The sequence below is a fragment of the Nonomuraea sp. ATR24 genome (assembly GCF_041950485.1).
Classification (GTDB): domain Bacteria; phylum Actinomycetota; class Actinomycetes; order Streptosporangiales; family Streptosporangiaceae; genus Nonomuraea; species Nonomuraea ceibae.
This window is the reverse complement of the sequence record NZ_JBGNUU010000005.1, coordinates 205,152-218,594: the sequence shown is the minus strand read 5'-3', so window position 1 is coordinate 218,594 and position 13,443 is coordinate 205,152. Positions and strand designations below refer to the sequence as shown.

At 71.8% G+C, this 13,443-nt stretch carries 10 protein-coding genes and 1 pseudogene; 8 read left to right on the top strand and 3 right to left on the bottom strand.

The window, feature by feature from the left end:
- Positions 1–155 precede the first annotated feature (155 nt).
- On the bottom strand, positions 156–1,412 hold the full coding sequence (locus tag ACBI99_RS15225) for a protein kinase (RefSeq protein WP_375072545.1): 1,257 nt from the start codon (positions 1,410–1,412) through the stop codon (positions 156–158).
- Between the two features lie 151 nt (positions 1,413–1,563).
- On the opposite strand from ACBI99_RS15225, the gene ACBI99_RS15220 reads away from it, so the two are divergent.
- The 8 genes and pseudogenes from ACBI99_RS15220 (at position 1,564) to ACBI99_RS15185 (ending at position 12,145) form a co-directional block, all read left to right on the top strand.
- Entirely contained in the window at positions 1,564–2,895 is a 1,332-nt protein-coding gene (locus ACBI99_RS15220; RefSeq protein WP_375072544.1) for a 4Fe-4S binding protein, read from the top strand.
- On the top strand, positions 2,895–3,569 hold the full coding sequence (locus ACBI99_RS15215; RefSeq protein WP_219504630.1) for an NADH-quinone oxidoreductase subunit J: 675 nt from the start codon (positions 2,895–2,897) through the stop codon (positions 3,567–3,569). Before ACBI99_RS15220 ends, ACBI99_RS15215 begins: the two co-directional genes overlap by 1 nt.
- Positions 3,569–3,892: pseudogene (gene nuoK, locus ACBI99_RS15210) on the top strand (NADH-quinone oxidoreductase subunit NuoK); the annotation flags it as partial. The gene ACBI99_RS15215 and the pseudogene nuoK, both read left to right, overlap by 1 nt.
- A 314-nt stretch (positions 3,893–4,206) precedes the next feature.
- Complete coding sequence (locus ACBI99_RS15205; RefSeq protein WP_375072543.1) at positions 4,207–6,171, top strand: NADH-quinone oxidoreductase subunit L; 1,965 nt, start codon at positions 4,207–4,209, stop codon at positions 6,169–6,171.
- Between the two features lie 43 nt (positions 6,172–6,214).
- The gene (locus ACBI99_RS15200; RefSeq protein ID WP_375072686.1) at positions 6,215–8,071 is read left to right on the top strand and encodes a NuoM family protein; all 1,857 of its coding nucleotides are present in this window, start codon (positions 6,215–6,217) and stop codon (positions 8,069–8,071) included.
- Positions 8,068–9,642, top strand: a complete 1,575-nt coding sequence (locus ACBI99_RS15195; RefSeq protein ID WP_375072542.1) for an NADH-quinone oxidoreductase subunit N — start codon at positions 8,068–8,070, stop codon at positions 9,640–9,642. The genes ACBI99_RS15200 and ACBI99_RS15195 overlap by 4 nt, the downstream gene beginning before the upstream one ends.
- Positions 9,643–9,786: 144 nt before the next feature.
- Positions 9,787–10,638: a zinc metalloprotease HtpX gene (htpX, locus tag ACBI99_RS15190; RefSeq protein WP_219504636.1), complete on the top strand. Its 852-nt coding sequence runs from the start codon at positions 9,787–9,789 to the stop codon at positions 10,636–10,638.
- A gap of 16 nt (positions 10,639–10,654) precedes the next feature.
- Positions 10,655–12,145, top strand: coding sequence for a hypothetical protein (locus tag ACBI99_RS15185; protein ID WP_246644698.1), 1,491 nt, complete (start codon positions 10,655–10,657; stop codon positions 12,143–12,145).
- On the opposite strand, the gene ACBI99_RS15180 is transcribed toward ACBI99_RS15185, so the two are convergent.
- Together ACBI99_RS15180 and ACBI99_RS15175 are read right to left on the bottom strand one after the other, a co-directional pair.
- A complete protein-coding gene (locus ACBI99_RS15180) occupies positions 12,120–12,584 on the bottom strand; it encodes an NUDIX hydrolase (protein ID WP_375072685.1) in 465 nt (154 codons plus the stop codon). The two genes, ACBI99_RS15185 and ACBI99_RS15180, sit on opposite strands and share 26 nt — an antisense overlap.
- A gap of 17 nt (positions 12,585–12,601) precedes the next feature.
- Positions 12,602–13,333 (bottom strand): TetR/AcrR family transcriptional regulator, encoded by a 732-nt coding sequence (locus tag ACBI99_RS15175; protein WP_357584588.1) that lies wholly within the window; start codon positions 13,331–13,333, stop codon positions 12,602–12,604.
- Between the last annotated feature and the right edge of the window lie 110 nt (positions 13,334–13,443).

Genomic DNA, 13,443 nt, shown 5'->3' with positions numbered 1-13,443 from the left:
GCTCGGGCGAGGCGGCGTCGAGCTTGAACTCCAGCCCAAGCCCGGTCCCCAGTCTCAGCCCGGCGCTCAGCCCGCGCCCGCGCCCGGGCCCCAGCCTCAGCCCCAGCCCCGAGCCCCTGGCCCCACGGCACCCCGGCCCTGACCTCCCGGTTGGGTCAGTGCACGATGGCCAGCATCACGTCCGAGGCGCTGGGCCGGTCGTCGGGGCGTTTGGCCAGGCAGGAGCCCACGACCCCGCGAATGGACGGCGGTAACGGCGACAAGTCCGGATGATGCGTGAGCACCCGGTTGAAAACCGCCGGCACGCTGTCCTCCCCGAACGCCGGTCGCCCCGTCGCCGCGAACATCATCGTCACGCCCCAGCTGAACACGTCCGACGCGGGCCCCACCTGCTCACCGGACAGCTGCTCGGGCGACATGTACGGCGGCGTGCCGACCATCTTCCCGGACGTCATCGTCACCTGGTCGAGCGCCCGCGCGATGCCGAAGTCGATCACCCGCGGCCCGTCGTTGCCGATCAGCACGTTGCTCGGCTTGAAGTCACGATGGACGACCCCCGCCTTGTGGATAGCCGCCAGCGCACCGGCTGTGGACAACGCCAGCCGCGTCAGGCTGTCCTCATCCCTGGGGCCGTGGTTGCGTACGAGCTGCTCCAGGGACGGGCCGTCCACGTACTCACTCACGATGTACGCGAACTGCCCCGAAACGCTCACATCCAGCACCCGGGCCGTGGAGAACGTCGCCACCCGGCGGGCCGAGTCCACCTCCCTGGCGAACCGGGCCCTGGCCGTCTCGTCGACCAGGTCGTGCAGCACCTTGACGGCCACCCGTACCCCGTTGGGCGCGGTCGCCAGGTAGACGGCGCCCTGTCCGCCGCGCCCGAGCGAACGCACCACCCGATAGTGCCCGATCCACTCGGGCTCGCCGGGGCGGTGCTGGTAGGAGGGCGAGGTGGTGCGCTGGTGGATGGACAGCCCGTGCTGCCGGTGAGCAGGGCCGTGCTGCTGGAGGGTGGGCCCGTGCGGGTGATGGGCGGGGCCGCGCTGCGCGTAGGACGGAGGGTGGGGCTGGACGGGCCGGTAGTGGCGGGCCTTGGCCATCGCGGGCACGAGGATGCCCGAGTGGATCACGCCGCTCACCCACGCCCCCACGAACATCAGCGAGATGATCGTGCCCAGCGGCTCGGGCATGTCCTCGACCTGGTCGTACGTCATCAGCGACACCACGAACGCGCCGATGCAGACGCCGTAGGCGCACGCGGCGACGAACTGCCACACGCTCCGCAGCCAGAACGCCGCGAACCCGATCGTGAACGGAGTCGCCAGACCACACGAGATCAACGACAGAACGGCCCACACCACGGAAGCGGTCCAGGCGCCTGCGCTGGGACGGATCGGATGGCCGTACGACATGGCGAGAGACTATCGCTCCCTACTTGCACAAATCCGGCGTGACGCCTTCCTGTGGATAACTGTCCGCCAGCCTGTGGATAGCTGTGGAAAACCTGGGGACAACGCGCTTGCTCATTCACGTGCGCGGCCAAGTGCGCCATGATGTTGAACCATGGCGCGGATTCCCGGCGTAGGGCTGGCAAAGGGGTTGACCATCACCCTTCGCCACATGCTGCGCAAATCCGTCACTCAGCAGTATCCCGAGGTCAAGCCTGCCCTGCCGCCGCGCAGCCGAGGGGTTATCGCCCTCGTTGAGGAGAATTGCACCTCCTGCATGCTGTGTGCGAGGGAGTGCCCCGACTGGTGCATTTACATCGACTCCCACAAGGAGACCATCCCGGCCCCTGAAGGCGGCCGTGCCCGCCAGCGCAACGTTCTCGACCGGTTCGCCATCGATTTCGCCCTGTGCATGTATTGCGGCATCTGCATCGAGGTGTGCCCGTTCGACGCCCTGTTCTGGTCGCCGGAGTTCGAGTACGCCGAGGGGGACATCCGCAACCTTCTTCACGAGAAGGACAGGCTCGCCACCTGGGTCGAAACCGTCCCGCCGCCTCCCGCCCACGATCCAGGCGCCGAGCCCCCCAAGGAGCTCACGGCCGCCCCCCGCCGCCCCGTACGCGAACCCGCCGCCCCCCGCGCTCGTACGGGCGGCGCCGAGGCCACCCGCCCGGGAACGGCCGGAACCGCGGACAAGTCAGGCGCGACCGGAACCCCGGGCGCCTCCCCGGAAGCGCCCGAAGCCTCGGACGGCCCATCGGGAACGGCCCGAACCTCGGGCGCCGCTCGACGTGGCACGGCCGGGACGCCGGACGCAGGCCCCGGACGCCCTGCCGGGCGCGGCGATGCGTCGGGAGAAGCCGCCGGTCCGAGCGGCCGTCCCCAGCCCGGCGACGCGGAGTCCTCCCAGGTCACCGGCGATGCCGCACCCGCGCGAGACGCCGGTGACGCCCCACGCGCCGAGGCGGGCGCACCTCGCCAGGACACCACTGCGGCTCCTCAGGAAGCGCCCGAACAGCCCACTCCGGGCACCGGAACCCCGCCCGGCCAGGACCAGCCCGCCCGTGGCCGTCCGCGCCGTTCCATGGCGAACGTACGCGGCATCCGCCCCCCTGGCGCGCTGCCGTCCCGCCCCGAGAGCCCCACGCCCGGCTCGCCGGAAGGGGAAGCCCCTGCGGCTGGGGCTGCGGAAGGGGAAGCGCCCGCTACGCCGGGAGCCGGCACGGGCTCGTCCCCTGACAGGGACGCCACCGGCGAGGCGTCATCCACAGGCGCGCCCGCCGAGGGAGAGTTTTCCACAGGCGCGGAGGAATCGGGCCCGGCGTCCGGTCCACCGGGGCAAACTTCTGGCGCGAGCCCACGCAGGCGCAGGATGGCCGATCCACGCTCCATCCGTCCACCTGGGCGGCTCGACCCTGACCAGTCGAGGGAGACCGAGGAGGAGTAGTGACCGAAGCGGTGCCCTCCTACCTGTCGCCCACCGGGCAGGAGATCATCTTCTTGCTCCTGGGCGCTGTGGCAGTCGGATCGGCGCTGCTCGTCGTCACGACGCGGCAACTCGTCCATGCCGCCCTCTGGCTGGTGCTGACCTTCGGCGCCCTGGCGGGCTGCTACCTCGTTCTCACGGCCGAGTTCGTGGCCTGGGTGCAGGTGCTCATCTATGTGGGCGCCGTGGTGGTGCTGTTGCTGTTCGGCATCATGCTGACCCGTGCGCCGATCGGCCCCTCGACCGACCTCGACAGCCGCAACAAGGTCACGGCGGCCGTGGTGGCCGTGGCGACGGCGGCGGTCCTGGTCACGGTGGTGATCGACGGGTTCCGGATGGCCTACTCGCCGCTCACCCCCGGCGCGGGCGCGGCCAGTGAGCTGGGCGGGAGCATCTTCAGCACGTGGGTGCTGCCGTTCGAGGCGCTTTCCGTGCTGTTGCTGGCGGCTCTCATCGGCGCCATCGTCCTGTCCCGCACCGACATCTCCGGCAACTCCGGCGGATCCCGTACGGATGACCCGTCCGCCCCTTCGGACCCCTCCGAGCCCGGCACCTTGAGACGCCCCGACGCCTCCGCGGCTCCGCCCGGAGGAGAGGCAGCCGACGGGCCGCACCGCATGGACGGGGGGCTTTGATGCACATCGTCTACCCCGCTGTCGTGGCGGCGCTGCTGTTCTCCATCGGCGTCTACGGTGTGCTGGCCCGGCGCAACACGATCCTGGTGCTGATGTCGGTCGAGCTGATGCTCAACGCCGTCAACCTGAACCTGGTCGCGTTCGACGTGTGGCTCGGCGATCTGCTGCACAGCGGGCAGGTGCTGACGCTGTTCGTCATCGTGATCGCCGCCGCCGAGGTGGGGGTCGGGCTGGCGATCGTGCTCGCCCTCTACCGCAACCGGCGGACCGTCGACATCGACCACCTGCGCGACCTCGCGGAGCCTGCCGACCCGCCCGCCGAGACGTACGAAGAAGCCCCCGCCGACGACCGCCTCGTCCGCTCGGCCGCCCACAGCGGCGGCCTGACCAGCGCAAGCGCCCGTGCCGACAGCCCGCCTGGCGCGGACCTTCCGGCAGGTGATTCACCCGGTGCGGCGCCCCGGGAGGGCGGGCCGGCCGGTCCAGGGGTGCCGGGTGATGGCCTGACCGGCGCGGATGCCCCACGTCCGGACAGCACCCCGCGGCGCACGAACGATCAACCGGCTCCGGGCGGCCCCGAGGGCGGCTCGGCTGTGCGGGGCGATGGGCGTCGGGTCGATCGAGGAGGGGATACGCCGTGACGACCTTCCCGTTGCTGGCCGCGCTGCTGCCCTTCCTGGCCGCCGCCGCGGGCCTCCTGCTGTCCCGATGGCCCCACGGCCGCGTATCCCCAGCCGGGGCGCCAAGCCCAGGGCATGGCCATGACGGCCGGGGCGGCAACGACGCGGCGGGCTCATCGGCGCCGGCCGATCGGCGAGCCAACCAGCGGGCCGGGTGGATCGCGGTCGTGCCTACAGCCGCCTCGGCGGTGCTGGCCGCGTGGGTGGCGTGGGGGCACGGGTTCGGTTTCCTGACGGGCACGGGAACGTCGGCAGCCGTGGGTGAGACGTACGGGACCATCGAGACCGGCGGCGTGCCCATCTCGCTCACCCTGCAGGCGGACGCCCTGTCCGGCCTGCTCGGGGTGCTGGTGACGGTCGTGGCGCTGGCCGTGCAGGTCTACTCGATCGGCTACCTGCGCGACGATCCCCGCTACCCGTCCTACAGCGCGTTCATCAGCCTGTTCACCGCCGCCATGCTGCTGGTGGTCTACGCGGGTGACCTTCTTGTCCTCTATGTCGGGTGGGAGGTCATGGGCCTGTGCTCGTACCTGCTCATCGGGCACTGGTGGGAAGATCGCGGCAATTCGCGCGCAGCGGTCAAGGCGTTCCTGGTGACGCGGCTGGGTGACGTCGGGTTCCTGTTCGGGATCTTCGTGCTCGGGATGGGCGCGGGAAGCTTCCGGATCGGCGACGTGCTCGCGCGGGTGCCCGAGATGTCCGCCGCGACGCTGGTCACCGCGACGATGCTGCTGCTCGCGGGCGTCGCCGGCAAGAGCGCGCAGGTGCCGCTGCACACCTGGCTGCCCGACGCGATGGCGGGACCGACGCCGATCAGCGCGCTGATCCACGCCGCCACCATGGTCGCCGCGGGCATCTTCCTCGTGGCCAGGCTGTTCCCGGCCTTCGCCGCCGCCCGCCCGACGCTCGACGTGCTCGCGGTGCTGGCCGCGCTCGGCATGCTCGGCGCGGCGCTGGCCGCGTTCGCCCAGGACGACCTGAAACGCGTTCTCGCCTACTCGACCGTCAGCCAGCTCGCCTACATGGCCGGCGGGCTCGCGGCCGGCTCCGACACCGCCGCGATCTTCCACCTGATCGCGCACGGAGCGTTCAAGGCGCTGCTGTTCCTGTGCGCGGGCGTCGTCATCCACCACGTCGGCTCCAACCTGATGACGCGGATGGGCGGGCTGCGACGCGAGCTGCCGGTCACGTTCGCGGCGACGACGGTCGGGTTCGCCGCGCTCATGGGCCTGCCTCCGGCCAGTGGCTTCTTCAGCAAGGACGCGCTGCTGGTCACGATGGAGGGCGCGCTCGCGGGCGGCCTCGCCGACGCCGCCGCGCTGCTCCTGTACGGTTGCGCGCTCGCGACCGTCGCCGTCACCGGCGCCTACGCCACCCGGGCCTGGCTGCGTACCTTCTTCGGCCCGACGCGCACCGTCGCGCTCCCCGAGCCCGAACCCGGCACCGCCCACGTCATCGACACCCGCGAGGCGCCGCGCACGATGCTCGTGCCCGTCGTGATCCTCGCGGTGCCGGCCCTGCTGCTCGGGTTCGCCGGCGGGGTGCACCTCGACGTGCCGGTGGCCGCCACCAGCGTCGCCCTCGCGCTGCTCGGCGCCGGGGTGGTGTACGCCGCCTGGCGCGCCGACCCCGTGGCCGACCCGGCGCGCCTGCTCGGGCCGCTCCGGGTGCCGTGCGAGCGGGCCTTCTACGTCGACAGCCTGTACGCCGCGATCTTCGTACGCCCTGTCGTGTGGCTGTCCAGGCTCGTCGTCAGGACGGACGACACGGTCGTCGACGGCGCGGTGCGCGGCTCGGGCCGGTCGGCGTACGGGCTGTCGGGGATGCTGAAGCTCGCCCAGAACGGCAACGTGCAGCTCTACGTGAGCGGCCTGCTGGCCGGTGTCCTGCTGATCGCGGTGGGGGCGGTGGTGTTCACATGACTCCTGACCTGGCCGTCCCGCCCGGCGGGGCGGTGGTCGCATGATGGGCTGGGTGTCGGTCGCGCTGATCGCGGTGCCGCTGGCCGGGGCCGTGGCGCTGCTGGTGGCGCCGGGCGCGCTCCGGCCGGTGCTGCGAATCTACGGGCCGATCGTGTCCGGGGTGACGCTGGTGCTGGCCGTGGTCATGCTGGCCGCGTTCGACCAGGGCCAGGCGGCGCGGCCCCAGTTCGCGGTGGACCAGCCGTGGATCCCGGGGCTCGGACTGCGGTTCCACCTGGGCGTCGACGGGATCTCGCTGCCGTTGGTGGTGCTGACGGCGCTGCTGACGTTCCTCTGCTTCGCCTACCTGGGCTGGGGCGGCGGCAGGCGGCCAGGGCAGCTCCTGAGCGCGCGGCCGGGAGGAGCGCGGCCGAGGGCGCTGGTGTTCACGCTGCTCGTGCTCGAAGTCGGCATGATCGGCACCTTCCTGGCGCTCGACCTGCTCCTGTTCTTCGTGTTCTTCGAGATCGTGCTCGTGCCCATGTACTTCCTGATCGCCGTCTGGGGCGGCGAAGGGCGGCGGCGCGCGGCGGTCAAGTTCATCCTCTACACGCTGCTCGGCTCGGTCGTCATGCTGCTCGGGCTGCTGCTCGTCTGGGCGCAGACCGGCACGCTCGACATCGTGGCGCTCGGCGACGCGCACGGCGCGGGCATGCCGAGGGCGGTGCAGGTGCTGGCGTTCGCCGCGATCGGGATCGGGCTGGCGGTCAAGACGCCCATGTGGCCGCTGCACACCTGGCTGCCCGACGCGCACACCGAGGCGCCCACGGTCGGCTCGGTGCTGCTGGCGGGGGTGCTGCTGAAGATGGGCACCTACGGGTTCGCCAGGATCGCGATCCCGATCCTGCCCGAGGGCGCGGTGGCTGTGGCGCCCTGGCTGGGGGCGCTGGCGGTGGTCGGCATCGTCTACGGGGCGCTTGCCTGCCTCGCCCAGCGCGACCTCAAACGCATGATCGCCTATTCGTCGGTCGGGCACATGGGGTTCGTGCTGCTGGGGTTCGCGACGCTGACCACGGTGGGGATCAACGGCGCGCTGTTCGCCAACGTGGCGCACGGGCTGATCACCGGGCTGCTGTTCTTCGTGGCCGGGGGGATCAAGGACCGCTATCACACGGGCGACATGCCGTCGCTCGGTGGCGGCATGCTGGCGACGCTGCCGCACCTCGGGGCCGTTCTCACGTTCGCCGCGATCGCGTCGCTCGGGCTGCCGGGGCTGGCGGGGTTCTGGGGAGAAATGCTGGCGCTCCTGGGCGCCTTCCAGCCGGGCGGGGGGCTGCCTCGGGGGCTGTTCCTCACGTTCATGGTCATCGGTGGGCTGGGGGCGGTGCTGACGGCGGCGTACTTCCTGGTGATGCTGTCCCGCGTCACCCACGGCGTCCCCTCAGTCCCCGCCGGCCCCGCCGTTCCCGCCGTTCCCGCAGTTCCCGCCGTTCCCGCAGGTCCAGGCCCCGCCCCGGTGGTGACGGGCCCGGGCAGCGACGCGGTGGAATCGGGCGTGGGCAGCGACGCGGTGGTATCGGGCGCGGGCAGCGACGCGGTGGCGGCGGGCGCGGGTGCCGGTGCGGGGCTTGACGAGCGGGCCGCCGCGGTTTCGGCGACTGCCGAGGTGACCGGGGACGCGGCCGGGTGGGAGACGCCGGACGAACGCCCCGTACAACCGCTGGAAGCGCAGCCGGAGCAGGCCCGGTCACCTGGACGTGACGACGGCGCGCCCGCCGCGGGGATGCTCGACGTGCAGCGGTACGAGCTGGTCGCGTGGGTGCCGCTGATCGTGCTGACCTTGCTGTTCGGGCTCTGGCCCAAGCTGCTGCTCTCGCTCACCACGCCCGCCGTGCAGAACCTGCTGGGGGCCTTGTCATGATCCAGGAGATCGACTACTTCGCCATCGCGCCGCCCCTCACGCTGGCCCTCTTCGCCGGGCTGGTGCTGGTGCTCGACGCCTTCCTGCCCGCCCGGCCGCGGGTCAGGCCGGCGTTGGGGCTGGTCACGCTGGCGGGGGTGCTGGTCGCGCTGGGGTTCGTGGTGGCGCAGGCGGTCAGGGGCGGCTCGGCGCTGTCGACGTTCTGCGTCCCGCCCGGCCTGAACGCCCCGGGCGGGGGCTGCTCGTACGTGGTCGACCGGTTCACGCTGATCCTCGCCGGGCTGGTGCTGGTGGCGGCCGTGGTGGTCGTGCTGATGTCGATGACCGAGCTGGCCAGGGGCGGCATCCCGGTGGGGGAGTGGCACTTCCTCCTGCTCTGCACCCTCGTGGGCGCGGTCATACTGCCCGCCTCGCGTGACCTGATCATGCTCGTCGTGGCGCTCGAACTGGTCTCGCTCCCGGTCTTCGCCCTCACGGCGCTGAAACGCTACGACGGCCGCTCCTCGGAGGCCGCGGTCAAGCTCTTCCTGGTGTCCGTGGTGTCGACCGCCGTCATGCTGTTCGGGGTGTCGCTGCTGTACGGGATCGGGGGGAGCGTCTTCCTGGACCGGCTCGGCGCGGTGCTCGGCGGTGAAGCGGCGGCGCCAGGCCGGCCCGGCGCGGGGGCGTCCGTCCTGGGGGCGTCCGTGCTGGGGGCCGAGCACGGCCTGCCGGGAGTGGTCACCGTCGGGGTGGTCCTGGTCGTGGCGGGGTTCGCGTTCAAGATCGCGGCGGTGCCGTTCCACGCCTGGGCGGCGGACGTCTACCAGGGCGCGCCGATCCCGGTGGCCGCGCTGCTGTCGGTGATCTCGAAGGCCGCCGGGTTCGCCGGGCTCATCCTCGTCCTGGTCACCGCCCTGCCCGGCCAGGCGGGCGCCTGGGTGCCGATCGTGGCGATCCTCTCGGCGCTCACCATGACGGCGGGCAACCTGCTGGCCATGCGCCAGCGCTCCGCCGTACGCCTGCTGGCCTGGTCGTCGGTCGCCCAGTCGGGCTACATCCTGGCCCCGCTCGCGGTGGCGCCCGCCGGGACCGGGGCCGGGGCCTCGGTGGCGTACCTGGTCATGTACGCCGCCATGAACCTGGGGGCGTTCGCCGTGGTCATGCTCGTCTCCCGGGTGGCCCGGCGCAACGAGCTCGACGACTACCGGGGGCTGGCGTTCCGCAGCCCGGTGGCGGCGTTGGCGCTGGCGTTCTGCCTGCTGTGCCTGGCGGGGTTGCCGCCGGGGCTGGCGGGGCTGTTCGCCAAGATCGTGGTGTTCCGGGAGATCGTCGACGGCGGGGCCGGGTGGCTGGCGGTGGTGATGGCCGTCAACACGGTGATCGGGCTGTACTACTACGTCGCCTGGACGGCACGGCTGTTCGTCCCTGTGACTGCGATAGGGGGAGCCGTTCGGGAGGGGGCGGCTCAGGCGGTGGTCGCGCCCCGGTCGGCTCCGGCGGTGTGGGCGGCGATCGGCGTGGCGGTGGCGGTGGCGGTCCTGTTCTCGGCCGCGCCGCAACTGGTGCTCGACCTGACGACGGTGACCTGAAGCCGCCGATTCGTCTCACGCTCGCCCGAGGGGCGGCCCTTACGCAGGGTTTCGTCTCGTGCGTGACCGGTGGGGGCGGCGGGGAACGCTGGAGCAGGGCATCGTCGTTGTACCAGGTGAACCCGGACCACGAAGGGGGGAACCTTGCACCACAACGGTCTGCGCACCGCGATCCTGCTCGGCGGCCTGTCTGCGCTGATCCTCGCCGCGGGCGCGTGGCTGGGCGGCGGCACCGGTCTGCAGATCGCGTTCGTGCTCGCCCTGGTGACCAACGGCTTCGCCTACTTCTTCTCGGACCGGATCGCCCTGTCGGCGATGCGCGCCCGGCCGGTCAGCGAGGTCGAGCAGCCCACCCTCTACCGGATCGTCCGAGAGCTCTCCACCGAGGCCCGCCAGCCGATGCCCCGCCTGTACGTGTCGCCGACCGTGCAGCCGAACGCGTTCGCCACCGGTCGCAGCCCGCGCCGGGCCGCCGTGTGCGTGACGTACGGCCTGACCCAGCTGCTCGACGAAGCCGAGCTGCGGGGCGTGATCGGGCATGAGTTGTCCCATGTGTACAACCGCGACATCCTGATCTCGTCCGTCGCCGGCGCCCTGGCCACGATGATCACCTGGGTGAGCTATGTGGCGGTGTTCTTCGGCGGGTCGGATGACGACGAGGGCCCGGGGTTCGTCGGGGCGCTGCTCATGATGCTGCTCGGCCCGGTGGCCGCCGGGATGATCCAGATGGCGATCTCCCGCAGCCGCGAGTTCCAGGCCGACGAGGCGGGGGCGCGGCTCACGGGTGACCCGCTCGCGCTGGCCTCCGCGCTGCGCAAGATCGAGATGGGCGCGCGCAGGCTGCCGCTGCCCGAGAACAGCCGCCTGACCTCGGCCTCCCACCTGATGATCGCGAACCCGTTCAGCGGCGCCGGCCTGGGCCGCCTGTTCTCGACCCACCCGCCCACCTCCGAGCGCGTGGCCCGGCTGGAGCGCATGGCGGGCTACCGCCGCTGACGCGAGAATCGGGGCCATGCGACGATCTTCACGGCTGACCGAGGCCGAACGGAAGCTCTGGGACGCCTTCCCGACCGGCCGCATGGTGACGTTCGCCCCTTTCGAGCCGGGCCCTGACTGTTCAGCCGGAGCCAACGCGCCCCTGGACGGCCACACCTGGGGTCCCGAGCGCACGGTACGCGCCGAGGTGATCGCGAAGCTGCTGCTGGGCGCCCGCGAGACGGGCACGGGGACGGTCCCGGCGGTGCGGCTGACGGGCGCGCGGATCACCGGCCCGCTGGAGATCGTCGGCGGCACGGTCGACCACGAGCTGGTGCTGCACGGCTGCTACCTGGACGATCCCGTCCTCATGGGCGGCACGACGACGCGGACCATCCGCCTGACCGACTGCCGCTTACCCGGCTTCAGCGGCGGCGGCATGCGGGTGGCCGGCCATCTGAGCCTGTCGGGCTCGTACGTCCAGGGCACGGTCCGGGTGGCTCGCGCGCAGTTCGAGACCGGGCTGTGGCTGGCCGGGACGAAGGTCGTCGCCGCCGAGGGGGATCCGGCGTTCTACGCCGACGCCATGGTGGTGGATTCGGTGACGCACATGCGCAACGCCGACTTCTCCGGCGCCGTACGCCTGGTCGGCGCGCGGCTCAACGGCGGCTTCCAACTGGACCACGCCAAGCTCCGTAATCCGGGCGAAGAGGCGCTCGTCGCCGACGGCCTGGTCGTCGAGGACTCGATGAGCTGCACCGGCGACTTCCTGGCCCTGGGCTGCCTGCGGCTGCGGGGCTCGCGGATCAACGGCCGGTTCTCGCTCCGCGGCGTCGTCCGCAGCCCCGACACCACGTACGCGCTGCACGCCAGCCACATCGAGGCGCGCGAGTTCCTCATCAAGCCGGCCGAGCGGATCGACGGCGTGGTGACGCTGGCCCACTCCACCGTGGGCACCCTGCACGACGACGTCGCCACCTGGCCGGACAAGCTCCGGCTGAACGGGCTCACGTACGACCGCCTGCGCGGCCACGGCTTCGCGCGCCGGATCGAGTGGGTGAGCCGCGATCCGGAGGGCTTCCGGACGCAGCCGTACGAGCAACTGGCCGACTGGTACATGCGCGGCGGCAACGACGCGCTGGCCCGCCGCACCCAGCTCGCCAAGATGCGCGGGCTGCGGGGGATCAGCGGGCCGCGTACCCGGTTCTGGGGACGGCTGCTCGACGCCACGGTCGGCTACGGCTACCGGCCCTGGCTGGCGGCGGTGTGGTTCGGGGCGCTGCTCGTGCTGGGCACGGTGGTGTTCGGGCTGAACCCGCCGCGTGCCGTCAAGCCCGGCGAGAGCCCGGTGTTCGACTCGTTCGCCTACACCTTCGACCTGCTGTTGCCGCTGTCGACGTTCGGGCAGCGGGACCAGTTCGACCCGGCGGGGTGGACGCAGGGGCTCGCGTACGGGCTGATCATCTCGGGCTGGATCCTGGCGACGGCGCTGATCGCGGGCGCTACGCGGGTGCTCCGGCCGTCGTGATCTTGCGCAGCAGCGCGGCCAGGTCCTCCGGGTAGAACGTCTCCCGCGTCGCGTCGAGCTCGCCGGCGCTCCACCAGCGGTGGCCGACCGTGGTGTCCTTCTCGATCGGCTCCATGTGCTCGAACGACACCTCGACCGCCTCGACGCGGACCGCGTAGAGCGTCTCGTCCTGGGTGATCGCGTAGCGGCCGAACGTGAACTCGCGGGTCTCGGTCCGGTAGGGCCCGGTGAACCGGTCGGCCGGCACCCGCAGCCCCGCCTCCTCGAACAGCTCCCGCGAGGCCGCCTCCGGCAGCGTCTCCCCCTCCTCGACGGCCCCGCCGATGGTGAACCAGAACAGCTCGTCCGGCCGCGCCGGATCGAACCCGTGGAGCAGGAGCACCCTGCCCTGATCGTCGAGAGGCAGGACGCGCGCCGTGAAGCGGCGCAACGGGATCATCGTCACGTCCGCCAAGCTTACGACCGCGGCAGCCGCGCCTCGATGCCGTCGAGAACCCGGTCGAGCCCGTACGTGAAGCTGTCTTCGCGGTTCTTGGCCGGATCGGTGTCACGGTAGGCGGTGTAGAGGGCGCGGATCCGTGGATGGTCGCGCGCGGCCTCGTCGGCGGACGGCCACAGCGCCTTGATCCACTCGTGCTCGCTCCGGTTGTCGCGCGCCATCCTGGACAGGGCCGCTGCCTCACTCATCGCGATGCCCAGCACGTACGAGATGAGGGTCTTCCCGGCGCGATCGGCCTCGAACAGGTCGAACCCCGCCTTCTCGAACAGTCCGAGCATTTCATCGGACAGTCGCAGGCTGTTGGGCCCGTGGAAGGACGAGACCACCTCGTCCAGCACGTGCACGGTCCACGGGTGCCGCAGGATCATGTCGCGCCAGCCGCGCGCGAGCGTGGCGGCGGCCTCCCGCCAGCCGGCCGGATCGTCGGCGACGGGCACCTCGATCTCGCCGAACACCTCGTCGACGACCAGCTCGATCAGCTCGTCCTTGTTGGCGACGTGCCAGTAGATCGCGGTGGCGACGGAGCCGAGCTGCCCTCCGAGCCGCCGCATGCTGAGTGCGCTGATGCCCTCGGAGTCCAGCAGCCGCAGCGCCTCGGCCACGATCTGCTCCCTGCTCAGTGACGGCTGCTCGCGTCGCGCGCGGCGCGGCCGGGTCCACACCGAGGGGTACGGCTGCTGTTCGGACAAGGCGTCCTCCTCTTCTCCCGCCCAGCTTAGCGAGCGTTTGCACACTGTGCGAGTCATTGGACGTTGTGCAAGAACTGAACACTGTGCAATGCTAACTGCACACCGTTCAA